General features: G+C 61.1%; 26 protein-coding genes and 1 riboswitch. Of the genes, 11 read left to right on the plus strand and 15 right to left on the minus strand.

Going from position 1 to position 21,066, the window contains the following annotated elements:
* Positions 1-149 precede the first annotated feature (149 nt).
* The 7 genes from Q0063_RS10265 (at position 150) to Q0063_RS10295 (ending at position 2,847) form a co-directional block, all read left to right on the plus strand.
* On the plus strand, positions 150-800 hold the full coding sequence (locus tag Q0063_RS10265) for a MerR family transcriptional regulator (RefSeq protein WP_297871882.1): 651 nt from the start codon (positions 150-152) through the stop codon (positions 798-800).
* 91 nt (positions 801-891) lie between these two features.
* Positions 892-1,134 (plus strand): hypothetical protein, encoded by a 243-nt coding sequence (locus Q0063_RS10270; protein ID WP_297871883.1) that lies wholly within the window; start codon positions 892-894, stop codon positions 1,132-1,134.
* A complete protein-coding gene (locus Q0063_RS10275) occupies positions 1,118-1,378 on the plus strand; it encodes a hypothetical protein (protein ID WP_297871884.1) in 261 nt (86 codons plus the stop codon). The genes Q0063_RS10270 and Q0063_RS10275 overlap by 17 nt, the downstream gene beginning before the upstream one ends.
* Positions 1,362-1,646 (plus strand): hypothetical protein, encoded by a 285-nt coding sequence (locus Q0063_RS10280; RefSeq protein WP_297871885.1) that lies wholly within the window; start codon positions 1,362-1,364, stop codon positions 1,644-1,646. The genes Q0063_RS10275 and Q0063_RS10280 overlap by 17 nt, the downstream gene beginning before the upstream one ends.
* Positions 1,627-1,938, plus strand: a complete 312-nt coding sequence (locus tag Q0063_RS10285) for a YbjQ family protein (protein WP_297871886.1) — start codon at positions 1,627-1,629, stop codon at positions 1,936-1,938. The genes Q0063_RS10280 and Q0063_RS10285 overlap by 20 nt, the downstream gene beginning before the upstream one ends.
* A complete protein-coding gene (locus tag Q0063_RS10290) occupies positions 1,938-2,651 on the plus strand; it encodes an MBL fold metallo-hydrolase (RefSeq protein WP_297871887.1) in 714 nt (237 codons plus the stop codon). The genes Q0063_RS10285 and Q0063_RS10290 overlap by 1 nt, the downstream gene beginning before the upstream one ends.
* Positions 2,652-2,691: 40 nt before the next feature.
* Complete coding sequence (locus tag Q0063_RS10295) at positions 2,692-2,847, plus strand: hypothetical protein (protein WP_297871888.1); 156 nt, start codon at positions 2,692-2,694, stop codon at positions 2,845-2,847.
* 46 nt (positions 2,848-2,893) lie between these two features.
* Here Q0063_RS10295 and cdd read toward each other — a convergent pair whose 3' ends face one another.
* The 4 genes from cdd to spoVAE form a co-directional block, all read right to left on the minus strand.
* On the minus strand, positions 2,894-3,292 hold the full coding sequence (cdd, locus tag Q0063_RS10300; protein ID WP_297871889.1) for a cytidine deaminase: 399 nt from the start codon (positions 3,290-3,292) through the stop codon (positions 2,894-2,896).
* A 13-nt stretch (positions 3,293-3,305) separates the two neighbouring features.
* Complete coding sequence (locus Q0063_RS10305; RefSeq protein ID WP_297871890.1) at positions 3,306-3,566, minus strand: hypothetical protein; 261 nt, start codon at positions 3,564-3,566, stop codon at positions 3,306-3,308.
* Positions 3,563-4,831, minus strand: coding sequence for a polysaccharide deacetylase family protein (locus tag Q0063_RS10310; RefSeq protein ID WP_297871891.1), 1,269 nt, complete (start codon positions 4,829-4,831; stop codon positions 3,563-3,565). Before Q0063_RS10310 ends, Q0063_RS10305 begins: the two co-directional genes overlap by 4 nt.
* A 221-nt stretch (positions 4,832-5,052) precedes the next feature.
* On the minus strand, positions 5,053-5,409 hold the full coding sequence (spoVAE, locus tag Q0063_RS10315; protein WP_297871910.1) for a stage V sporulation protein AE: 357 nt from the start codon (positions 5,407-5,409) through the stop codon (positions 5,053-5,055).
* A 165-nt stretch (positions 5,410-5,574) separates the two neighbouring features.
* Here spoVAE and Q0063_RS10320 point away from each other — a divergent pair, with 165 nt between their 5' ends.
* Complete coding sequence (locus Q0063_RS10320; protein WP_297871892.1) at positions 5,575-6,240, plus strand: hypothetical protein; 666 nt, start codon at positions 5,575-5,577, stop codon at positions 6,238-6,240.
* A 72-nt stretch (positions 6,241-6,312) separates the two neighbouring features.
* A riboswitch (M-box (ykoK) riboswitch) is annotated at positions 6,313-6,472 on the plus strand.
* Between the two features lie 158 nt (positions 6,473-6,630).
* Entirely contained in the window at positions 6,631-8,013 is a 1,383-nt protein-coding gene (gene mgtE, locus Q0063_RS10325; RefSeq protein ID WP_297871893.1) for a magnesium transporter, read from the plus strand.
* A gap of 241 nt (positions 8,014-8,254) precedes the next feature.
* Here mgtE and Q0063_RS10330 read toward each other — a convergent pair whose 3' ends face one another.
* From Q0063_RS10330 to Q0063_RS10340, 3 genes are read right to left on the minus strand one after another with little or no spacing between them, the layout of a single operon-like run.
* The gene (locus Q0063_RS10330) at positions 8,255-8,677 is read right to left on the minus strand and encodes a nuclear transport factor 2 family protein (RefSeq protein ID WP_297871894.1); all 423 of its coding nucleotides are present in this window, start codon (positions 8,675-8,677) and stop codon (positions 8,255-8,257) included.
* Complete coding sequence (locus Q0063_RS10335) at positions 8,674-9,315, minus strand: HAD-IA family hydrolase (protein WP_297871895.1); 642 nt, start codon at positions 9,313-9,315, stop codon at positions 8,674-8,676. Before Q0063_RS10335 ends, Q0063_RS10330 begins: the two co-directional genes overlap by 4 nt.
* A 36-nt stretch (positions 9,316-9,351) precedes the next feature.
* A complete protein-coding gene (locus Q0063_RS10340) occupies positions 9,352-9,672 on the minus strand; it encodes a helix-turn-helix transcriptional regulator (RefSeq protein ID WP_297871896.1) in 321 nt (106 codons plus the stop codon).
* A 152-nt stretch (positions 9,673-9,824) separates the two neighbouring features.
* Between Q0063_RS10340 and Q0063_RS10345 the strand changes: the two genes are divergently transcribed.
* Positions 9,825-9,962 (plus strand): hypothetical protein, encoded by a 138-nt coding sequence (locus tag Q0063_RS10345; protein WP_297871897.1) that lies wholly within the window; start codon positions 9,825-9,827, stop codon positions 9,960-9,962.
* Between the two features lie 13 nt (positions 9,963-9,975).
* Here the strand turns inward: Q0063_RS10345 and Q0063_RS10350 are convergent, their stop codons facing one another.
* The 7 genes from Q0063_RS10350 to Q0063_RS10380 all read right to left on the minus strand — a co-directional run bounded on the left by Q0063_RS10350 (position 9,976) and on the right by Q0063_RS10380 (position 16,983).
* The gene (locus Q0063_RS10350; protein ID WP_297871898.1) at positions 9,976-10,347 is read right to left on the minus strand and encodes a TSUP family transporter; all 372 of its coding nucleotides are present in this window, start codon (positions 10,345-10,347) and stop codon (positions 9,976-9,978) included.
* Positions 10,344-10,691: a TSUP family transporter gene (locus Q0063_RS10355; RefSeq protein ID WP_297871899.1), complete on the minus strand. Its 348-nt coding sequence runs from the start codon at positions 10,689-10,691 to the stop codon at positions 10,344-10,346. The genes Q0063_RS10350 and Q0063_RS10355 overlap by 4 nt, the downstream gene beginning before the upstream one ends.
* A gap of 59 nt (positions 10,692-10,750) precedes the next feature.
* Positions 10,751-10,942, minus strand: coding sequence for a DUF1540 domain-containing protein (locus tag Q0063_RS10360; protein ID WP_297871900.1), 192 nt, complete (start codon positions 10,940-10,942; stop codon positions 10,751-10,753).
* A gap of 289 nt (positions 10,943-11,231) precedes the next feature.
* On the minus strand, positions 11,232-14,012 hold the full coding sequence (locus tag Q0063_RS10365; RefSeq protein ID WP_297871901.1) for a flagellin: 2,781 nt from the start codon (positions 14,010-14,012) through the stop codon (positions 11,232-11,234).
* A 326-nt stretch (positions 14,013-14,338) separates the two neighbouring features.
* Positions 14,339-14,674, minus strand: a complete 336-nt coding sequence (locus Q0063_RS10370; protein ID WP_297871902.1) for a carbon storage regulator — start codon at positions 14,672-14,674, stop codon at positions 14,339-14,341.
* Positions 14,675-14,936: 262 nt separating this feature from the next.
* Entirely contained in the window at positions 14,937-16,136 is a 1,200-nt protein-coding gene (locus Q0063_RS10375) for a transposase (protein WP_297871903.1), read from the minus strand.
* Positions 16,137-16,377: 241 nt separating this feature from the next.
* Positions 16,378-16,983 (minus strand): recombinase family protein, encoded by a 606-nt coding sequence (locus Q0063_RS10380; RefSeq protein ID WP_297871911.1) that lies wholly within the window; start codon positions 16,981-16,983, stop codon positions 16,378-16,380.
* 293 nt (positions 16,984-17,276) lie between these two features.
* Between Q0063_RS10380 and Q0063_RS10385 the strand changes: the two genes are divergently transcribed.
* Positions 17,277-18,491, plus strand: a complete 1,215-nt coding sequence (locus Q0063_RS10385; protein ID WP_297871904.1) for an FprA family A-type flavoprotein — start codon at positions 17,277-17,279, stop codon at positions 18,489-18,491.
* Between the two features lie 236 nt (positions 18,492-18,727).
* Here Q0063_RS10385 and Q0063_RS10390 read toward each other — a convergent pair whose 3' ends face one another.
* Positions 18,728-21,031: an S-layer homology domain-containing protein gene (locus Q0063_RS10390; protein ID WP_297871905.1), complete on the minus strand. Its 2,304-nt coding sequence runs from the start codon at positions 21,029-21,031 to the stop codon at positions 18,728-18,730.
* Positions 21,032-21,066: the final 35 nt, after the last annotated feature.

Genomic DNA, 21,066 nt, shown 5'->3' on the forward strand with positions numbered 1-21,066 from the left:
CACTCTCCACTCTTCACTCTCCACTCTTCACTCTCCACTCTTCACTCTCCACTCTGGCATGGCCATGTTTTTATTTTAATTTTCAATTTCCTCTTGACCTTCCCCCCGCTGGAAGGTGTAAGATACTCTCAGAAACCGAGGTGAGAGGCATGAAAATCAACGAGGTGGAGGCCCTGGTGGGCATCACCCGGAAGAACATCCGCTTCTACGAGTCCGAAGGTCTGCTGTCCCCCCGGCGAAACAGCGAAAACGGCTACCGGGACTACGGCGAGGCGGAGGTGGAGGCCCTGCGGCGAATCAAGCTGCTGCGGAAGCTGGGGGTCCCTCTGGAGGAAATCCGGCAGATGCAGAGCGGGGCCCACACCGTGGGGGACGGGATGCGCCGCCATCTGGTCTCTCTGGAGCGGGAACGGGGAAACCTGGATCAGGCCATCCGCCTCTGCGGCCGTCTGACGGACCGGCAGGAGCGGCTCTGCGACCTGGACGCCGAGGCCGTCCTGGCGGAGATGGATACTCTGGAGCAGACCGGTACCACCTTCCAGAACAAGCAGAAGCGGGACGTCCGCATCCGCTACGTGGCCCCGGTGGTCATTACGGTGGGGATGACGCTGCTGATGATGGGACTCACGGGGCTGCTCTTCTGGAGCATTTACGCCGGGACAAACGGCAGTCCCCCGGCACTGATGCTGGCGGTGCTGGCCCTGCTGCCCCTGGTGGTCACCGGCGGCGTGGTGCTGGCCCTGATCCAGAGAATCCGGGAAATCGGACGGGGAGAGGAAGACGATGCGAAAAATTATTAGAGGAGCCGGAGGGCTTTCCTGCCTGCGGGGCTGCCGCTCTGATTGGTGCCGCACCGCCGCCGGGAGGAACTGAGGAAAGGAGAGCTGGAGAATGCGAAAAACTACCAGGAAGAAAATCGCCCCTGTCGTTATCACCGTGGCGGTGGTGCTCTATATGATTCCCCTGGTGCTGATGGTCCTGTCGGTCCTGGGCGAGGCCAACGCCGCCGCGCTGCCCATCATGCTGCTGTACGCCGTTCTGGGCGGCGCGGTCATTGTGGGCGTCATCCGGGCCCTGCTCCAGCGGCTGGACGAGATTGACGGAGGGGAGGAAGAGGATGCCAGCCAATACTGACGCCCAGGCCCGCCGCCGGCGGGACGCGGTGCGGAGCGCGGCGGTCTCCGCTGCAATCCGCCTGCTGACAGCCGCCATTCTGCTGTGGCTGCGGCAGGGGGTGAACCCCTCGGGCCTCGCCGGACGGCTGGCTCTGCTGGCCGTTCTGCTGAACTTAGGGTCTGTCCCGCTGATCTGCCTGAGCCTTCGGACCCGCCTGAGAGAGATTGAGAAGGGGGAGGAAGAGGATGCCAGTCAATACTGAGAGGAAGCCCGTCAATCTGGCGCTCTGGAAGCGCCGTCAGAAGCGGCAGGCGCTGCTGGGCGCCGGGTTCGGCTGCATGATGCTGCTGCTCAGCGCCGCCATATGCGCCGCGCTGTGCTTCATTCCAAATCTGCCGACGTTGCTTCTGGTCCTGTTCGCCGGAACGGCGATACTCTGTCTGCTGCCTATGGGCTTGACCCTGGTAGTATTATATCAGCGTTTCCAAGAAATTGAAGGAGGAGAATACGATGCTGCTGCTGAATATTGATTATGTACCCGGACGGGAATTCGAGGCCCTGGGAATTGTGAAGGGGACCGTGGTCCAGTCCAAGAACTTCGGAAAGGACTTTATGGCGGGGATGAAAACCCTGGTGGGCGGCGAAATCACCGGCTACACCGAAATGCTCAACGAGGCCCGGCAGATTGCCACCAAGCGCATGGTGGACGAGGCCGCGGCCCTGGGGGCCGACGCCGTTGTGAACATCCGTTATGGTTCCTCTTCCGTGATGCAGGGGGCCGCCGAGGTCATCACCTACGGCACGGCGGTGAAGTTCCGCTGATGAAGGTCACATTCCTGGACAACAGCGGCTTTCTGGCGGAGACGGACGCCGCCGCGCTGCTGTTCGACTGGTGGAAGGGGGAGCTCCCGGCGCTGAGGCCGGGAGTCCCCCTGTACGTCTTTGCCAGCCACCGCCACGAAGACCACTTCAAGCCGGAGATTTTTGCCCTGGACGGCGAAACGCAGGATGTGCGCTTCATCCTGGGCCATGACGTCAGACTCGGCCCCCGGAACCGGGAGCGCTGGAACCTTTCCCCGGAGACGGCGGCAAAGTGCCGCGCCTTAAAGGGCGGGCAGACCCTCTCCCTGCCCCGGGCGGAGGTTGAGACCCTGTCCTCCACCGACGAGGGCGTGGCCTTTCTGGTGACGCTGCCCGACGGAAGGACCTTCTTCCACGCCGGGGACCTGAACTGGTGGCACTGGGAGGGGGAGGACAAGGCCTGGAACAACAATATGGCCGCCAATTTCAAAAAGTACACAGAGCCCCTCCGGGGCCGGACCATCGACCTGGCCATGCTGCCCCTGGACCCCCGGCTGGGGGAGGCGGGTTTTTGGGGTCCGAAGTATTTCCTGGAGCTGGCGGACGTCAAAAAATTCCTGCCCATGCACCAGTGGGGGGACTTCGGCTTTACCGGGAGGTTTCTGGAGAAATACCCGGAGTTTGCCGGACGGACCGTGCCGGTGGAGCGGACGGGACAGGTTTTCTGCTTCTGAAACGCTCCGCTTCTGAACTGTTACAAGGAGGGGATGCCCTGTGTACGCGGTGGGAATCGTTGGTGTTTTGCTGCTGCTGGCGGGAATTTTCCTGCTGACCCGGCATGGAGACGGGCCGCTGCTCATTCCCGGTCTGGCCTGCATCGTGACAGGAATCGTGCTGTCCAGAATCAGCCGGGCGAACCGGGGAAAATAAGCGCAGACGAAGGCCCCGCCGGACGGCGGGGCCTTTCCTCATTCCCTCATTCCTTTGGCAGAAACGTGCTGTCGAAGCCGTGGGGCAGCAGCTCCTTCAGGGGCAGGGCCAGCTCTTGGCCGTCTTTGTTCAGGCAGATGACCTCCAGCTCTGGGGCAAACTCCTTCATCACCTGGCGGCAGATGCCGCAGGGGAAGCAGTAGTCCTCGCTGCGGCCTGCGATGGCGATGCGGACAAAGTCCGTGCGGCCCTCCGCCACGGCATGAAATATGGCGTTGCGCTCGGCGCAGATGCCGGCGGGATAGACGGCGTTTTCCACATTGCAGCCGGTGAACACCGTGCCGTCGGCGCACTCCAGCGCCGCCCCCACAGGGAAATGGGAGTAGGGGACATAAGCCCGGTCCAGCATGGCGATGGCCGCGGCTTTCAGCTCTTCTCGTGTCATGGGGAAACCTCCTTCAGGATTCAGAGTGGGTGATGTGTGTAACAGGGATGGTCTGACTGTCAGCGGTTCCCTGGTTCATGGGCTCCGTGTCATAGTATACGGTCACCTGCCCGCCGCTGTCCAGCGTGTAAATGCCGCCAAAGAAACCGGAGAGCATCCCGTCGGGCTCTCCCCAGGCGGCGGGAGACGGAAGCGAAGGGAAGAGGCTCACGGCCAAAGCCAGAACCGCCAGCACAGCGGCGCTGAGGACCCGGCCTTCTCTCAGCCTCGTCACGACCAGTCGATTTCCCGCTGGGGCCGCACGTCCACATCCATGATGTCCTTGGCGTCGTAGAACTGGAGGTAACGGTCCCGGGAGTGGCGGAGGGTGGTGCCGTCGGGGTGGAGCCGGTCGCAGATGACGGCGCAGATATCCTTCTTGATGAAGCTGAAGCTCTCGATGCCCACAGAGGCAAAGACCCGGAAGCCCTTGCTCTGGAGATACCGGAACACGGGGCCGGTGTTCTTCCAGTCGTTTCCGTCGGGCCGCTCGCCGTGGGGGTAGAACAGGATGGTGGTCTCGCCCACCAGACTGCCGACCTCGTCGTACCAGCGCTGGGTGTCAGCCTTGATGGTGTCCAGACTCAGGGTGCCCAGGCGGATGTGGCCCCAGGTGTGGCTTCCGAAGGTCCAGCCGGTGCGCCTCAGCTCCTCTACGATGGGCTTCACCGCCTCCCGCTCCTTCTGGCGGTTGGCCTCTCTGGCTTCGTCCCAATCCTTGGTGTCGGTCTGGGTGCGGTAGCCCAAAATGCCCTCATAGCCCGTCAGGCTCAGGCATCCCTTGGCGCCGAAGGGGGAGAAATCCGGGTGCTCCTCCACGAATTTGTCCAGAATGGGGATGGCGTCCAGGTCACGGCTGACCACCTCTTCACCCTTGGGGTCCAGGCCCCAGGAGGCAATTTTGCCGTCCTCCCCGATGATGAGCTTATAGGCAAGGCCGTTTTCCAGCATGTACGGATAGTAGTTCGTGTCGTCATAGGAGAGAATCAGGGGCTTTTTCCCCTCGGGAAGGTAGAGGGTATTCCGGACCATTTGGGGCTGGCCGTCCTCCCCGGCGGTTTCACTCCACACATCGGCAATGTCCACCAGGACATAGCCCTTGTCATAACAGCTCTGGAGAATCTTATTGTACTCGTCCACCGTCACCATGAAGTCGTCCAGGCCGTTGGCCTGGGCGTCCCCGTCAAAGGCGAGCTCCGGATACGCGATGACCGGGTGGAAAAAAAGATGCTCCACAACGCCGTTCCAGGGGACGTAGCCCTCTTTCTCCTCGGTGGGATCACTGATCTCATAGGGCTCCGGCGGAGCGGCGGGTTCCTCGGGCTCCTGTGCGGCAGGGTCCTCCTCCCTGGGCTCCGGGGCGGGATTTTCCGGGTCCTCGGAAGGGGCCGCCGCGCTCCCCTCTGTTGAGGAGGAGGGCGGGTCTCCGGAGGGGGCGGCACAGGCCGCCAGAGAGAAGATCAGCAGCAGAGTCAAAAGCAGGCTGGTAAATTGGCGCATAGCGGGCATCGGTCCTTTCTGTCGAAAATCGTCGCCTTCTAGTATAGCAGATTTTCCGGCAGAAAAAAGAAACAATTCTGTGACATTTTTTGTTTTCAAAAGCCGCCTGCCCACAAGATATGGGCAGGCGGTTCTTGCCCGCCGGAACATCCGCCGGCGGCATGGGACGGGACGCTTTGACAGCGAACCTCAGAACAGGCGGCGGCAGACAAAGGAAGCCTTCACCGCTTGGCGTTGGGGCGGAACAGCGCCGCCATGACCACGCCGAAGAACACCGCCGCGGCGATGCCCCCCGCTGTGGCGGTGAGGCCGCCGGTAAGCACCCCCAGCCAGCCCTGCTCGCCCACGGCCTTCTTCACGCCCTTGGCCAGGGCATGGCCAAAGCCCGTCAGGGGCACCGTGGCCCCTGCGCCGCCCCAGTCCGCCAGGGGCTGATAGAGCCCCACGGCGCTGAGCAGCACGCCGGCCACCACATAGCCCGTCAGGATACGGGCGGGGGTGAGCTGGGTTTTGTCAATGAGAATCTGGCCGATGGCGCAGAGAATGCCGCCGCAGAGAAAGGCGTTGAGATATTCCATAGCTGTTACCTCCATCATATGGTCTTCTCCACGCAGTTTTTCCCACAGCTGGCGAAAATATGTGAATTCTTCCCGACCGGTGCACGAGCACGTGCATCCGGCGGGAAAGGGGCCCCCTGCTGTGGGCTAGCCAACTCCGAATTTTGACAGTCGGAGGAACACAACATGAGAAAAACCGAACAGTATCAGCTGAACCAGTGGGACCGTAGCGACCGCATTCTGATGGAGGACTTCAATGAAGACAATGCCAGAATCGACGCCGCCCTGGCGGCTCTCCGGACTCTTGGCGCCGGCGAAAGCGCCCGCCTGGACGCCGCCCTCGCCGCCCTGGAGCGGCGAAGCCAGGACGCCCTTTCCGCCGCCCGGACCGCCCTCCAGGGGGACATCAGCCGGCTGGAAACGGAAAAGCTGCGCTTTGAGGTCCTTGTGGAGAAAAGCGTCTCCGCCGGCGGAGACAGCACCCTGAATCTGCCGGTGGGCGGTTCCATTCTCAGCCGGTGCGTAGTGGCGGCGGTGGACATCCGGACGCCCGGCAGCAGGAACTGCTATCTGGGCATCAACGGCAGCATCGGAAGCCACTGGGCTCCCGGCTTCACCGCCGGAACCTCCAACGGCGGACTGGCGCTGCTGCCCGGCGGGCAGACCTGCCGGCTGCTCTTCTTCCCCATGAAGCGCCCGGCCGCGCCTGTCGCCTGCGTCATGGCCGGCGGCGGGCTGTATCTGGGCTATTCCGACCTCAGCTACAGCAGCGTCAGCTATCTCCAGCTCCGGGACATGAACGGAAGCAAGCTGTCCGGAGCCGCGGAGCTCCGGGTTTCCGGCATTCTGTAAATAGAGCGGCCCCGGCGCTTGACAGAGAGAGAAAACAGGCATAATATAGAGTACAGAGAACACTGAAAACTGAATCATGTCCGGTAGGTAAGGCTGCCACAAGGATATGGGTCGCTGCCGCGAAATGATGGAGACATCATGAGAGGGTCAACAGGCGATATCGAGACGAAGGTATCATCTAACGCGATTTCACCGCCTTGTGAGGCTAAAGCTTGAACGGCAGGCGGAAGAACGGCAGGCGGAAAGGCTGGCCCCTCCGCAGACAGCGAGGCGGAGAGCTTCCATCGTACCGGCATGGGATGACTGGAAGCTCTCTGATTTTATGGCTGTTTCCCTGTTCCCGAGGCCGGGACAAACAGGGACAGAACATCCGGAAAGGAGGTCCCGCGCGTGTTTGAGTTACAGAATGAACGGACGGAGCTGCTGGAAAAAATTGAGGATTATCTGAACCGAAAACGCTATGCCGACCTGCGGGACCTGCTGCTGCCCATGGAGGCGGCGGACATCGCCTCCCTCTGCACGGAGCTGGGCGAAAAGGTTCCCCTGGTGTTCCGCCTGCTGCCCAAGGAGCTGGCGGCGGAGGTCTTCGTGGAGCTGGACAGCGGCGAACAGGAGCTTTTGATCTCCAGCTTTTCCAACACGGAGCTGAAAGAGGTTCTGGACGAGCTCTACCTGGACGACACCGTGGACATCGTGGAGGAAATGCCTGCCAACGTGGTCAAACGCATCCTCCGCCACTCCGACCCGGAGATGCGCAAGAGCATCAACGAGATTCTCAAATACCCGGAGGACTCTGCCGGCAGCATCATGACCACGGAATTCGTGGACCTGAAGGAGACCATGACGGTGGAGGACGCCCTGAAGCGCATCCGCCGCACCGGTCCCGACAAGGAGACCATCAACATCTGCTACGTCACCGACGACCGGCGGCACCTCATCGGCCTTTTGACCATCCGGACCATCCTTCTGGCGGAGGAGGACGACGTCATCGGCGACATCATGGAGCGGAACCTGATCGCCGTCCAGACGCTGGACGACCAGGAGGCCGTGGCCCGGGCCCTGAGCAAATACGACTTTCTGGCCCTGCCGGTGGTGGACAAGGAGAACCGTCTGGTGGGCATCATCACCGTGGACGACGCCATCGACGTCTTGCAGGAGGAGGTCACGGAGGACATCGAGAAGATGGCCGCCATGCTCCCCGGCGACAAGCCCTATCTGAAAACCGGAGTCTATGAGACCTGGAAGGCCCGGACTCCCTGGCTGATGCTGCTGATGCTCTCCGCCACCTTCACCGGCATCATCCTCACCCACTTCGAAAAATCCCTGATGGCCTGCGCCATTCTGACCTCCTTCATCCCCATGCTCTCCGGCACCGGCGGCAACAGCGGCACCCAGGCCTCCACCGCCGTCATCCGGGCCCTGTCCCTGGGCGAGGTCCGCTTTTCCGACCTTTTTCAGGTGCTGTGGAAGGAATTCCGGGTCTCGGTGTGCTGCGGGCTGTGTCTGGCGGCGGCCAACTTCCTCAAGATGATGCTGATAGACCGCTGGCTGCTGCACAATCCCACCGTGACCCCTCAGGTGGCCCTGGTGGTCTGCTCCACACTGGTGGGCACGGTGCTCTGCGCCAAGCTGGTGGGCTGCGCCCTGCCTCTGCTGGCCAAAAAAGTGGGCTTCGACCCGGCGGTGATGGCCTCGCCCTTCATCTCCACCATTGTGGACGCCATCTCCCTGCTGATTTACTTCCAATTCGCCTCGGCAATCCTGGGGCTCTGAAACCGCCAAAAAATGAGGAATCAGGAACTTCCACCGGAAAAGTCCTGATTCCTCATTTCAGTTTTCCATCCTCTGAGAACCTGTATTCACAGCCGGAGGATGCCGGACGGGCATGGATCTTTCCTGCCGGACAGGGATCTCCTTCGCCGCCTGCGGCAGTCCGCGGACTGCAGGGGAAACCGGCGCGGCATGGCGGGAAAAAGCCTGTTCAGACAGCGTTCAACGTTTGTGAATACAGGTTCTAAAACCAAAGGGCGGCGCCCTCCCGAAACTGAGGCTCCGGTCCGTCCCGGTAGGGGTCGTAGCGGTTTTCGTTGCAGCCGAATTCCTGCAAAAAGGCGATGCGCCCGTCCCGGGTCCACCGGACCAGGGACATGCCCTCGAACTCCTCTCTCCGCCCGTCGTTCATCCAGTTCCGGAAGGTCCAGCGGACCACCGTCTGATCTCCCTTGTGGAAGAACTCCAGGATATCCCATTGCAGAACCGTCCCCCGGGTATTCCACTCCTCAAACCAGTGCCGTATGGCCTCCGCGCCGCGGTACTCCGGGCCCCAGCTCTCGATGTAAACGGCGTCCGGGGCGAACAGGTGCAAAATGCCCAGGTCCGCCTTTTTCAGCCACATGTCAAACCAGAGGCGGACCGCGGTTTCCCTCTGTTCCCTCATGTCCGCTCCTTTCCGGAAGCGTCCCTCACAATGTCCTGTATCTCCATCAGGTCCCGGACCACATAGTCCGCCGTGCCGGCTCCGGAAGGGGCGTAGAGCACCCCCGGGATGCCGGCGTTCCGGGCGCAGTCCATGTCAAGGGTCCGGTCCCCTATATAGAAGGTCCGGGCTTTGTCCAGGCCGTATCGTTCCATCAGGTACAGCAGGGCGTCGGGGCTGGGCTTTCTGGGAAAGCCCCTCAGACTGGTGACCACCTCTTTGAAAAACCGCTGAAGCCCCAGATGCTCCAGCACCGGCGCGGTGGTGCTCCCCCGGTGGGTATAGACGAACTGAAGGGCCCCCATGGCCTCCAGAGCCTCCAGCGTCTCCCGGGCCCGGGGCATGGGGGGAATTTCCAGAACCCTGCCGCCGCTGACGGCGGAATAGCGGTTCTTGATCTCAGCAAAGGACCGGCCTGTTTTCTCCGCCGCCTCCCGAATCACCGCGCTGACGGACGTCTCCGTCACCCGGCGCAGAAGGGCCTCCGCCTCTGTGTCAATCTGAAATTCCGCCAGCGTCTCCTGAAGGCTGGGAACAATGATGCCGTAAGAGTCCAGCAGGGTCCCGTCCAGGTCCCAGATAAGCGCGGTTTCTGTCATAGTCAGGTTCCTCCCCTAGTCGACGAAATAGTTGTACTATGATAGCAGATTCTGCCGGGGCTGTCCAGCGGGGCCGCCCCGTCTGCCGTCAAAATAATCCAGCAGTTGATACAGAATTTGAATCTCCTGCTCCGAAAGGCCCGCCAGACTGATCTGCTTCCCGCTGTCCAGCCCCAGGATATAGTCGGTGCTGACATGAAACAGCCTGGCCAGGTCCACGATATACGCCGCCGTTGGAGCGGAAAGTCCGCTTTCCCAGGCGTTGACGGAGGAGCGGGTCACTGTCAGCCTGCGCGCCAGCTCCGCCTGAGAATAACCGGCCTGCTCCCGCAGAGAACGGATGGTATCGCCTATCATGATGCCGCCTCCTTTACTGTCCAGAATACATGACAAGCATTGGCAATAAATTATCATACTATGTATAGTTTTATTGACAAGCAGGGACAGATGTGTGATAATAGCCCAAGATGCTCCGGACGGGGATATCGATGACATAAGGAGGAACGAACGTGAAAAGATGGGCGCTGCTTGTGCCGCTGATGCTTTTGAATATGCTGCTGATTTTGTGGAGCGGCTTTGCGGGAGAGACGCAAAGCGTAAGGGATGTGGCTTCCTGTGTGCAGCTGTTTTTGACGGTGATCGCATAAGAAAAGGAGCGGCTTACCGCTCCTTTTTCTTCCGCGGCCACACCAGCCCCACGCCGGAGAGCAGCAGGTACACCCCAAAGGGCTTCCGCAGAATCTCCACGTCCACCGAGTTGGAAATCCAGGCCCCCAGCAGAGCCGCCGCCACCGCTACGGGCACCGCCGCCTTCAGCGTGGGCTTATCCAGAAAGCCGCTCCGGGCGTGGCAGACCAGGGCGCTGGCCGCTGTGGGCAGAAAGAACAGCAGGTTCACCCCCTGGGCCGTCCGCTGGTCCACCCCCAGAAACAGCGTCATCACCAGCAGCAGCAGCGTTCCGCCGCCCACGCCCCAGGCGGAAATCACGCTGGCCCCCAGGCCGCAGAGGAATGGAATCACCCAGTCCGTCATAACAGATACTTCACCCCCGCGTAAAAGAGAAAGGCGGCAAAGAGCCATTTCAGAAATTTTGTGGAGATTTTCCCGTAGAGCTTTCCCCCCAGGAAGCCCCCCAGCAGGCCCCCGGCCAGATAGGGCAGCGCCTCTGTCAGGGACACGCCGCCCCGCCACACATACACCGCCGCCGACACCAGGCACACCGGGAAAATTACTCCCACACAGGTGGCGTACAGCTTCCGCTGGCTCAGCGTGCCGCCCCGGGACAGAATCGGCAGGAACACCATGCCCCCGCCGCCGCCGAACAGGCCGTTGGCCAGACCCGCCGCCCCTCCGGCAATCCGGGCAATTCCTTTCATCCCGCTTCCCCCCTTCTATGTAGCCCTCCCCGAGGGGAGGGCCCGCCGCTTCGTCCCGCTTATTTCAGCTTGAAGCTCTGGCAGTCGGTGCACTCCACCATGGTGGGGTTGGCCTCGTGGGTGCCCACCTGAATGGTGCTCAGGCCGCAGTAGTCATTGTCCTGGCAGTGATGGGCGCAGTTGTTCACCGTGCATCGGATACTCTGGTTGGGCGTGCAGGCACAGCCGCCGTTGGTGCAGTCCTTGCTCATATCAAATGTCCTCCCGCATAAAAAATGGGGTTCCGGACCTCTGGAATCAACGCCCGGAACGGCGCTCCCGGTCCTCTCCGGAACCGGGAATTCCCGACGGTGAGGACTGGCGCTGTCCTAGTGTGCACCGGAGCGCGGAAGCTATGCCGGAATGTTCTGCCAATTTTGACAAAAAGGAAGGCGGGCCTTTCGGCCCGCCTTTTTCTAGTTTCGCACTTCGTGCGGTCGTCCTGTGGGAGTGCCGCCGAATCTCAATTCAGCGGTCATCCCGCGTAAGTGCTGTTGAGGATTAGCCCAGCAGCTGGAGGACGCCCTGAGGCACCGCGTTGGCCTGGGCCAGCATCGCCTGAGCGGACTGGACCAGAATGTTGTTCTTGGTGTAAGACATCATTTCCTCAGCGATGTCGGTGTCGCGGATGGTGGACTCAGCATCCTGGATGTTCTCCGCCATGACGCTCAGGTTGTTGGCGGTGTGCTCCAGACGGTTCTGATAAGCGCCCAGGTCGCCGCGGACGCCGGAGACGTAGTTGATGGCGTTCTTGATGACGTCCACAGCCTTCTGTGCGTTCTCAGAGGTCAGGATGTCGATATCCTCGATGCTGGTGGACTCGCCGGTTTCCTCATCGGTCAGCTTCATGGCGTTCACGTGCATGTCGCCAATGGAGACCTTCATCTGGTTGAACTCGTCGGAGGTGTCGCCAATCTGGAGATTCAGAGCCTTGCCGCCCTCGGTGGCCTCGGAAATCACGTTCTCCTTCTCATAGGAGCCTGCGCCGGTAAAGCCCAGAGACTTCTCAATACCAGCTTTCGTACTCAGGTCAAACTTGAAGCCAGCGCCCTTGTCATAGTCCACCTTATCTTTGAACCCGGCGTGCTCTACGGTCTCAGTGAGGGTGATGCGGTTGCCGTCGTGGCCAACGGTCCACACATCGTTGCCCTTGGCAGCCTCGGTCAGATTCTTGGCAGTAGCGGCCAGATCACCTCTGGCGTCCACAAAGGTGACATTACCAGCAGAACCAGTGGCAATCTTCTTTTCGTCAGTGGTGAAAGTATACTCCTTTTCACCAATCTTAATAGTGGCACCGTCCTTCACCATGTCCTCGGTCAGGTCGAAGTAGGTGCTGGCCAGACGGTCCGCGCCGCCAGCGGTGACATTGTCAATGGCGGTGGTAGACACATTGAAGTCGCCGTGAGCACCCTCGGTGATGCCCTGCATCTCGCCGCCCTCAGCGCCTTCCTGCTCCATCGTAATGTCGGCATCGGTCAGCTTGACGGGAGCCTCATAAGCGAAATAATCCGCTTGGGTGGGGGCCGCGGCAGGGCCAGTAGCACCGCCAACAGTGCCAGCGGTCTTAGCGGTCAAAACCAGCTTGTTGCCGTCCAGAGTGGCAATATATCCGGTATTTCCAACTTCAACGCCCCGCTCACCGGCGGCGGTCAGAGTATCATAGTTGAGTTTCTGAGTACCACCACCAATGGTAAGCTCTAGATCACCGAGGTTGCTGTCGTTCCAGCCGGTGACATCAATGGTCTGAACGTCTTTTACCTCGTCAACGCCGCCCGTAAGAGTTGCTTTACCGGCAGTACCATCATTCACATAGTCAATCGAAACGTTTCCGGCAGTGCCCTTTTCCTTTGCGGTGATGCTTACCGCGCCGGTTGTGTGATTGAAGGAAACCGTGTATTTCCCGTCAATCTCAAAATTAGCATGAGCGGTACCCTGTGTCAAGGTTACCCCACCGATTGTGGCGGTTTTTCCGGTACCAACGGTAAATGCGGTGGCATTAGACGCAGCCACGCCGTCAACGCCAGGAGTCGTATTCGTCACGGTGGTCTGGCTGGTAACCTTGGTTGCCTTATAGGAGACAGTGGGGGTCGTCTTCTCACCGGCCTCGCTGGCGGTCATGGTAATTTTGCCGCCGTCAAGGGAGAGCTTATAACCCTCAACAACGCCGTCCTTCTCCATGTTCTTGATAATGTTCTCCCACTCTTTACCAGCAGTACCCACATCAGCGGCCTTGACCACATAGCTGTTGCCGTTGATAGTGAACACATCGCCAGCCTTGGGGGTAATGGCGGCATTCGTAGAATCCTTGAAGCTGCTGGTGTTGAAGGAGTACTCAGCCTTCTTGGCCTCCACCTTGCCGCTGATATTCACCTGCATGGAGCCGTTGACCTCATCAGCGGCACTGGCAGGAGCATCCTTCTGGGTGAAGGTCAGGCGATAGGGCTTGGTGGTATCTTTGGCTTCAACATTGAAGGTCTGACCGTTGATTTTCATGCCGTCCAGGGTGTCGACCTTCTTACCGTCAACGGTGATCTCATAGCCGTTGGCGCCCAGGAAGGCGTTGACCAGATTGGCTCCCTCCACATCGCCGTGGTCCTCGGTGGCCTTCAGGGTGATTTCGGTATCGCCCATCTTCATGGTCATGGTGTTGCCCTTGCCGCCGTTGAACTTGAAGTTGTGGAAGTCCACGCTGAAGCTGGTGCCGGTGGAGCCGTTGGCCTCGTTGTGGAGGACAGTGTCGGTGCCCAGCACCTGGCCCACACCAGCCAGCTTGCCGTTCTCAAAGGTCAGAGCCTCGCTCTTGGTGGGGTCAACGGTGACGGTCTCGGTCACGGCGTCCTGAGCCAGCTTGGCGGTGTCCAGAGAGCCGTCCAGCAGCTTGATGCCGTTGAAGTTGGCGGAGTCGGCAATGCGGTTGATTTCGGTCTTGAGGGCGCTCATTTCCTTGTTCAGGTTCTCGCGGTCCACCTCGTCCTGATAGGTACCGTTGGCGGACTGGGTAGCCAGATAGTCCATGCGGTTGAGCATGTCCTGAATTTCCTGCATGGCGCCCTCGGCGGTCTTCACCAGAGAGATGCCGTCCTTGACGTTCTTGCTGGCGGCGTTCAGGCCGGTGATCTGAGCCCGCATTTTCTCGGAAATAGCCAGTCCGGCGGCGTCGTCACCGGCGCGGTTGATCTTATAGCCGGAGGACAGCTTTTCCAGGTTCTTGGACAGGGCGCTGGTGTTGGTGTTGTAGTTGCGGTAGGCGTTCATCGCCAGAATATTGTGCTGAATACGCATTGTTTTTGCCTCCTTAGCAAAATTTAATGTGTTTGAACAATCCTTCGTTCGCCCACAAATGAAAGGTGGTGCGCCGCCCCCCGGTATCCGGAGTGCCGGAAAACAGACGCGGGACTGGGAACCCGCCCGCCGTCAGGCGGTGAGGCTCCATATATTTCAATCGGCTCGTCAGCCGTTTGAAACCTTTTTTGTTTCCGCCATGCGGAGCATGGCGGCTCCCTCCTATAGGGAGTTTTTTGGTTTCCGCCGCGCTCTGCGCGGCGGCTCCCTTCTACAGGGGTTCTTTCGTTTTCGCCGCACTCTGTGCGGCGGCTCCCCCGGCCCGGTCAGGTCTGGGGGAACATATGATTCAGCTGCCGCCGCAGGGTCTGAACGTCCTGGTCCCCGCCGTCCATCCGGCTGAGGAGGGCCCGCATGGCGGCCAGGGCCTGGGCCTTGCTCCGGTCCCAGGTGAGCTCCCGCCTGTACTGGCGGGGCGCGTCAAACACGCAGCCGGGGCGCTGTCCCCCGGTCCGCTCCAGAACCTCCCCCCGCAGAATGGGGACCTCCCGGGGGGCGTCGATGACGAGCTTGCAGCCGTCCCGGCTCACCCGGTCCAGCTGGACCACCACATTCTCACCGATGGTCAGATACTCGCCCTGTGAAAGAGACAGGCTAAGCATACTTTCAACTCCTTTTCAGATACCGGGCGGCATAAAATCCTTTTTTCCGCCCTTCGGAGACATTCATTGTCAAAATATTGTGAACGCCCGCCGGGGCAGAATCCGGAGAGTCCGCATCGTCCCGGCATGAGCTTTGGACGCGCGCGCGCGTCCTCTCGTTTCCCGCTCTCCGGTTCGGAAAACGCTGATTGAAACGAAACGGTCCCGACTGCCTCTGTGCTGTTTCGCTTCAATCAACGCTTCCCGCCCGGACTGCGGGCCTTCACCGGTGTTCCGGCCGGCAGTTGCTGGAGGATGGGGAATCCGCCCCTCTCTGCGCTTCCCCGGAAAAGGCGCTCAGGCGGCACTGGGCCAGACCCTGGGCCTTGATGTTTCTGGCGGCGTTGACCTCCCGCCGGTGGACCGTTCCGCAGGCGGGACAGGTCCACCTTTGTTCCGAGGCGTCCCCCTCCGCGCCGCAGACGGAGCAGGTCCGGGCGGAAGGGGCGTAGCGGTCCACCAGAATCAGACGCTTGCCCTGGTCCTCCAGCTTGCGCCCCAGGCACTCCCGGAACAGTCCGTATCCGGAGCCCAGGGGCCCGCCGAAGGCTGTTTTCATATCGTTCAGGTTGTCGGCCCGCATGCACACAGCGTCCCAGGCGTTGGCTATCCGCCGGGATTCCTTGTGGACAAAATCGCGCCGCTGGTTGGCGATGTGCTCGTGGAGCAGGCGGTATTTCCGCACCGCTTCCCGATAGTTTTCGGAGCCGGGCCGCATCCGGCTCATGCGCCGCTGGAGCTCCGCCAGCCGGTTCTGCGACTGCTCCAGCCACCGGGGCGGGTCCGCCAGGGTCCCGTCGTCGGCTGCGTAAAAGTGCTTCAGGGAGTATTGCAGTCCCAGGGTTCTCTCCGGCGTCACGGGGACCTGCCGGGGTTTCCGGGTCTCGCAGGCATAGAGTATGGAACAGAAATATTTCCCTGTGGGGGTCCGTTCCACGGTGATTCGTTTCAGCTTCCACCAGCCCAGAGGGCGGCGGTGAAACCTCGCCGGGACAATGCCCGCCTTGGTCATGCGGATGCCGTCCCGGGTGGTGTAAATCGTGGGGCCGGAGGAAAAAACGTGGTTGCAGGCGGTGAAGGAATCCCGGCCGTCCTTTTTGCGCTTGAACCGGGGATGACCGAAGGCGTCCGGGTTTTTGAAAAAGGCCCGGAAGGCCTGACTCAGCCGGTTGTGCTCCTGAATGAGGGCCTGATTGTCGACCTCCTTCAGGAAGGGGGCGGCGGTCTTGTACTTCGCCGGCGTGGGGATGAAGTGCGCGCCGGTCTCCAGGTAAAACCGCTGCTGGTCGGCAAGCATCCGGTTCCAGAGCCAGCGGCAGCAGCCGAAGGTTTTTTCGAACAGCCCGGCCTGCTCCGGCGTGGGATAGAGGCGGACCTTGATGGTGGTGTATCTGGCGGTTGTCTCCGCGCTTTGCCCAGCCATGCCGTCTCCTTTCCCGGAAATCTCCTTTTCCGCCGCGATGCAGAATTTGCTATGGTGTGCGTTTTCAAACTGACGGCTTCTGACTGCCTACACCCTTATCATCGGCGGCTTTGACTGAAAATTAAGAGGTTTTCGCAAATTTTTCTAAATGCTTTTCCAATTTGAAAAAGCACACATTTTCAAACTGACGGCTTCTCCGTTTTCTGTTTTCTGTTTTCAGCCCCAGCCGGCGGGGGCGGGCTTAGGTGCCGTTTTCAAGCCGGACGGCCTTGGCGTAAAAGGTTCCTACCGGCATGGCGCAGGCGTCCGCCGCCTCTCTCAGGGTCAGCTTCTTGTTCCGCCAGTCCCGGTGCACCTTGCTGAAGTTGTCCGGCAGAGGAAGAGGCGGCCTGCCGAACTTCACGCCCTTGGCCTTGGCGGCGGCGATGCCCTCCGCCTGCCGCTGGCGGATGTTGCTCCGCTCGTTTTCCGCCGCGAAGGACAGAACCTGGAGCACAATGTCGCTGAGGAAAGTGCCCATCAGGTCCTTCCCCCGGCGGGTGTCCAGCAGGGGCATGTCCAGCACCACGATGTCAACCCCCCTTTCCTTGGTCAGGGCCCGCCACTGCTCCAGAATCTCCTCGTAATTGCGCCCCAGCCGGTCTATGCTTTTGACATACAGCAGGTCGCCCGGCCTCAGTTTTTTCACCATCCGCTGATACTGGGGCCGCAGAAAATCCTTTCCGGACTGCCTGTCCATGAAAATGTGCCTCTCCGGAATGGCCAGGCCCTGCATGGCAACCATCTGGCGGTCCTCATTCTGGTCCCTGGAGCTGACGCGGATGTATCCGTACACCTCGTTCGCGATGGGTTCCACCTCCTGTCAGGTTTGATTCACGAGTTTCACCCATCCATTATAATCCCTTCCCCTGACCGGGGGCAACCTGCCCGGGCGGACATCCCCCCTCCCCTCCGGAGTCCCCGGCATCCCCTCCCGCCGGGACGGAAAAACCGGCAGACCGGACCGTGGGCCGCCCCGGTCCGAAAAACGCCTCCCTCCCCAGCGGTGCGCCTCCGGACGCGCCCTTTTTCCCATCTTGACAAAACCGGGAATGTAGTTTAAATTAGCTCTTATAAAAATATCATAAGGAGTAAACTGCCATGCACAGTGTACGTACCATTACGCCGGACCTCTTGCTGCTGGGCGGCTCCGACCGGCAGCTGTCCCTGTTTGAAAATCTCTATCCCATCCCCCGGGGCGTCTCCTACAACGCCTATCTGCTGCTGGACGAGAAAACCGTCCTGCTGGACACGGCGGACAGCGCCGTGGGCGCCCATTTCTATGAGAATCTGGAGTATGCCCTTCAGGGCCGCCCTCTGGACTATGTGGTGGTGAACCACATGGAGCCGGACCACTGTTCCACCCTGGGCGCGGTGCTCCGCACCCATCCCAGGGCCCAGGTGGTGGCCAGCGCCAAGGCCATTTCCATGATCGGCCAGTTCTTCGACGCCAATGTTACGGACCGCAGCCTCATTGTGAAGGAGGGGGACACCCTTTCCACCGGACGCCACACCCTCACCTTTGCCCTGGCTCCCATGGTCCACTGGCCGGAGGTCATGGTCACATACGACGCCACGGACAAGATTCTCTTCTCCGCCGATGCCTTCGGCACCTTCGGTGCGCTGAACGGAAACATTTTTGCCGACGAAGTGCGCTTTGAAAGCGAATGGCTGCCGGATGCCCGGCGCTACTATACCAACATCGTGGGCAAGTACGGCCCCCAGGTTCAGAGCCTGCTGAAAAAGGCCTCCGCTCTGGACATTCAGATGATCTGCCCCCTCCACGGCCCCATCTGGCGTGAGGAGGCGGGGATTGCATGGTTCTTTGAAAAGTATCAGCGCTGGAGCAGCTATACCCCCGAGGACCGCACCGCCGTCATTTTCTGCGGCTCCATCTACGGCAACACGGAGAACGCCGCCGAAATCCTGGCCGCCCGCCTGGCGGACAGGGGCGTGAAGAACCTCGCCCTCTACGACGTGTCCCACACCCACCTGTCCGATCTGGTTGCCGAGGCCTTCCGGTGCAGCCACCTGGTGTTTGCCTCCGCCACCTACAACGCCGAGATTTTCACCCCCATGGATACGCTTCTGCGGGACCTGAAGTCCCACGGCCTGCGGAACCGCACCGCCGCCCTCATCGAAAACGGCACCTGGGCGCCGGTTTCCGGCAAGCAGATGGCGGAGCTTCTGGGGGGCATGAAGGATATGACCCTTCTGGACGGCACAGTGTCCCTGAAATCCTCTGTAAAGGAAACCCAGCGCCAGGATCTGGAGACCCTGGCCGACGCTCTGGCGGCGGACATCCTGGGCGAATAACCCTTCCATAAAGCCACCGAGGCCCCCGGCACTTGCCGGGGGCCTCTTGCCGCCGAAACCCTGTGGACGCAGGCCCGGGCCGTGCCGCTGAACCTCTCCGGGCAAAAACGGGAACGTCCCGCCGCCCTCTTCCGGTCCGGCGCGGCAAACCCCAGCGCCGGCAAAGTCAAAGAGGCCTCCCGGATGTACCGGGAGGCCTCTTCGTCTCTCTATAAATTGGGGCTGTTCCGCCGGGCTCAGCGCTGGGTCCGCACCTCAATGGCCCGGATGACCCCGTCGTCGCTGGCGTACAGGTCCGCCTGGTCCGCATAGGCGTGGGCCTGGTCCAGCGTGAGCCAGGTGCCGTTGTCCCGGTTGTAGCAGATCACAGAGGAGGAAATGGTATAGGTCCGTCCCTCCACGGTGACGGCGCCCTGGCCGGTCCAGGCGTTGTTGGAAACATCCTTCAGCCGGTTCAGCTCCTTGAGGCTGCTGAAGTAGATGCCGTTGCTACTCACGGTGGCCTGCACATAGGTGCCGCCGGGGATATCATAGGTCAGGCGGAAGGGACCGATGGTGGTCTTGCCGTCGGTGACGCTCATAAAGTAAGTAGGTTCTTTGGTGGGGTCGGGAACCAAAATTCCGGTCGCAGGATCTTTCATCATGACCTCTTCGAAGTCCACAGAGGTCCGTCCGTAGAACACCGCGCCGTCGTGGATACCGCCCAGCACCAGGACATCCACCTGATTGGCCCAGTTGAGATGCGCGTAGCTGATCTGTCCATTGGGGATGGGTCCGGCTCCCAGAGCGCTGAGGCTGGTGGGCTCCAGGCCGTCCTTGGTGTACTCATAGACCTTGACCGTGCTGGCCAGAGAGTGGCTGCCCAGCTTCCGGGTCTCCAGATTCAAATTGCCGGAAACGCCGCCGCTGAGCCGGGCCACGCCGAGATAGCCCTTCCGGTCGGAGCTGACCTGAACCGGCTGGCCCTTGATGAGATTGACTGTGTTGGCACTGAGGGTGGTAGCCCCCTTGAGGGAGATGCCGCAGAGGAGTTCCACCTCAATGCTGTCCTTGCTGGCCTCCTTCACAATGCCAATCGCATTGGCGGACGCGCCGGCAGTGCCGGGCTTCACCGCTCCGGCCACCTGATTGTCCTCCGTCAGCAGCAGGGTGATCTGGTCGCCGGGCTTGAATTTGGACAGGGTGGACTGGGCTGTGGTCAGCACGGAAAATTCGGTGCCCATCACCACAATCTTCGTGGGCTCCGCCGGGCTGGGAGAGCAGGACTCGTAGAAACCCGTCAGCCGGGTGTCGCAGACCCGGATGGTATTGGTAGCGCCGGAATAGGTGGCCACGTCGTAGGGCCGCAGGTCCGAAACATTGGCGGAAGAGCCGTTTTTGTAAATTTTATAGCCGGTCACGCCGCCCACCAGGGCGCTGAGGCCCTTGGCAGAGCCCTTTTCATAGACGATGACCGCCTCGCTGGCCGAGCCGCCGCCGCCCACGAAGACGTATTCCACGCCGCCGGTGGGCCCCATGTACAGCGTCAGGGACCGCCCCGGATTCAGCCAGGCCTGGGCGTCCGCCCATGTCTTTTCCTCGCCGTTGTAATAGGCCCGGGTATCGGAGGTGACGGCATAGGTCGCGCCGGAGGTGTCGGTGATCTGATTGATTTTGGCGCTGGCCAGAACCACCACCCGGCTGCTGCCCTCAGCGTCGGGAAGGAAGGTCACAACCTTGTTGTTTTTCAGCACCAGAGTGCCCTTGCAGCCGTTGAGGACACCGCTGGAAATGGTGTCCCGGTCCAACTGGTAAACGCTGCCGCTGGCAGTCTGGAGGGCGGTGGCCTTGCCGTCGGGGCCCACGGCGGTGCTGGACACCAGCACCACGTTTTCCTCCAGCTTCAGACCCAGCGTGGCAAGGAACGCGCCGGAGGGAGCCCCCTCCTCGCCGCCTACGCAGTCGCTCCGCAGCAGGTTGACAAAGAGCTGCGCCGCGTCCTTCCGGGTCAGGGGCGCGCTGGGGTTGGTGCTTTCCACGCCGTCCGTCAGCTTGATGCGGGCGGCGGCGGACATATAGCTGGCGGGCCAGACGCCGCCGATGGCCTCATCCTTATAACCCAGCATCCGCAGCAGAATGGTCACGGCCTGGCCCAGGCTGACGGTGCGGTCCGGGTAAAACTTTCCGTCGGGATAGCCCGAAATGATGTTTTTCCCCTTGGCGGCCATGTTGATATAGGCCGCCGCCCAGTGGGAGGGCTTCACGTCCGGAAATACCGTCACCGTGCGGTAGGCCCCCAGCTCGTTTTCCGCATTCATGGCGCAGACGGCCATTTTGCAGAACTGTGCCCGGTTCAGCTGTCCTTCGGGCCGGAAGGTGCCGTTGGCGTAGCCGTCCAGCACACCCATCAGACGCAGAGACTCCACTGCCTTGGCGGTGGGTCCCACGGAGATGTCGGAGAAACGGCCATAACTGTCCTTGGCCGCCGCTGCCGGCAGGGCCAGCGACGCCGCCAGCACGGCCGCCAGCAGCAGTGAAAGCAGCCTTTTTCTGATTCTCATAATCTGTATCTCCTTTTTTTCGTTTACACGTTGTG

Origin of the sequence: uncultured Oscillibacter sp., assembly GCF_947654275.1 — a bacterium.
Classification (GTDB): domain Bacteria; phylum Bacillota; class Clostridia; order Oscillospirales; family Oscillospiraceae; genus Oscillibacter.

What these genes read in the sequence shown, in the direction of transcription:
- Q0063_RS10340 (WP_297871896.1), bottom strand. Translation starts at nt 9,672, where the DNA reads ATGATAGGCGATACCATCCGTTCTCTGCGGGAGCAGGCCGGTTATTCT.
- Q0063_RS10370 (WP_297871902.1), bottom strand. Translation starts at nt 14,674, where the DNA reads ATGCTTAGCCTGTCTCTTTCACAGGGCGAGTATCTGACCATCGGTGAG.
- Q0063_RS10330 (WP_297871894.1), bottom strand. Translation starts at nt 8,677, where the DNA reads ATGAGGGAACAGAGGGAAACCGCGGTCCGCCTCTGGTTTGACATGTGG.
- Q0063_RS10335 (WP_297871895.1), bottom strand. Translation starts at nt 9,315, where the DNA reads ATGACAGAAACCGCGCTTATCTGGGACCTGGACGGGACCCTGCTGGAC.
- Q0063_RS10390 (WP_297871905.1), bottom strand. Translation starts at nt 21,031, where the DNA reads ATGAGAATCAGAAAAAGGCTGCTTTCACTGCTGCTGGCGGCCGTGCTG.
- Q0063_RS10320 (WP_297871892.1), top strand. Translation starts at nt 5,575, where the DNA reads ATGAGAAAAACCGAACAGTATCAGCTGAACCAGTGGGACCGTAGCGAC.
- spoVAE (WP_297871910.1), bottom strand. Translation starts at nt 5,409, where the DNA reads ATGGAATATCTCAACGCCTTTCTCTGCGGCGGCATTCTCTGCGCCATC.
- cdd (WP_297871889.1), bottom strand. Translation starts at nt 3,292, where the DNA reads ATGACACGAGAAGAGCTGAAAGCCGCGGCCATCGCCATGCTGGACCGG.
- Q0063_RS10355 (WP_297871899.1), bottom strand. Translation starts at nt 10,691, where the DNA reads ATGAAAGGAATTGCCCGGATTGCCGGAGGGGCGGCGGGTCTGGCCAAC.
- Q0063_RS10360 (WP_297871900.1), bottom strand. Translation starts at nt 10,942, where the DNA reads ATGAGCAAGGACTGCACCAACGGCGGCTGTGCCTGCACGCCCAACCAG.
- Q0063_RS10275 (WP_297871884.1), top strand. Translation starts at nt 1,118, where the DNA reads ATGCCAGCCAATACTGACGCCCAGGCCCGCCGCCGGCGGGACGCGGTG.
- Q0063_RS10285 (WP_297871886.1), top strand. Translation starts at nt 1,627, where the DNA reads ATGCTGCTGCTGAATATTGATTATGTACCCGGACGGGAATTCGAGGCC.
- Q0063_RS10310 (WP_297871891.1), bottom strand. Translation starts at nt 4,831, where the DNA reads ATGCGCCAATTTACCAGCCTGCTTTTGACTCTGCTGCTGATCTTCTCT.
- Q0063_RS10270 (WP_297871883.1), top strand. Translation starts at nt 892, where the DNA reads ATGCGAAAAACTACCAGGAAGAAAATCGCCCCTGTCGTTATCACCGTG.
- Q0063_RS10280 (WP_297871885.1), top strand. Translation starts at nt 1,362, where the DNA reads ATGCCAGTCAATACTGAGAGGAAGCCCGTCAATCTGGCGCTCTGGAAG.
- Q0063_RS10265 (WP_297871882.1), top strand. Translation starts at nt 150, where the DNA reads ATGAAAATCAACGAGGTGGAGGCCCTGGTGGGCATCACCCGGAAGAAC.
- Q0063_RS10290 (WP_297871887.1), top strand. Translation starts at nt 1,938, where the DNA reads ATGAAGGTCACATTCCTGGACAACAGCGGCTTTCTGGCGGAGACGGAC.
- Q0063_RS10385 (WP_297871904.1), top strand. Translation starts at nt 17,277, where the DNA reads ATGCACAGTGTACGTACCATTACGCCGGACCTCTTGCTGCTGGGCGGC.
- Q0063_RS10365 (WP_297871901.1), bottom strand. Translation starts at nt 14,012, where the DNA reads ATGCGTATTCAGCACAATATTCTGGCGATGAACGCCTACCGCAACTAC.
- Q0063_RS10375 (WP_297871903.1), bottom strand. Translation starts at nt 16,136, where the DNA reads ATGGCTGGGCAAAGCGCGGAGACAACCGCCAGATACACCACCATCAAG.
- Q0063_RS10350 (WP_297871898.1), bottom strand. Translation starts at nt 10,347, where the DNA reads ATGACGGACTGGGTGATTCCATTCCTCTGCGGCCTGGGGGCCAGCGTG.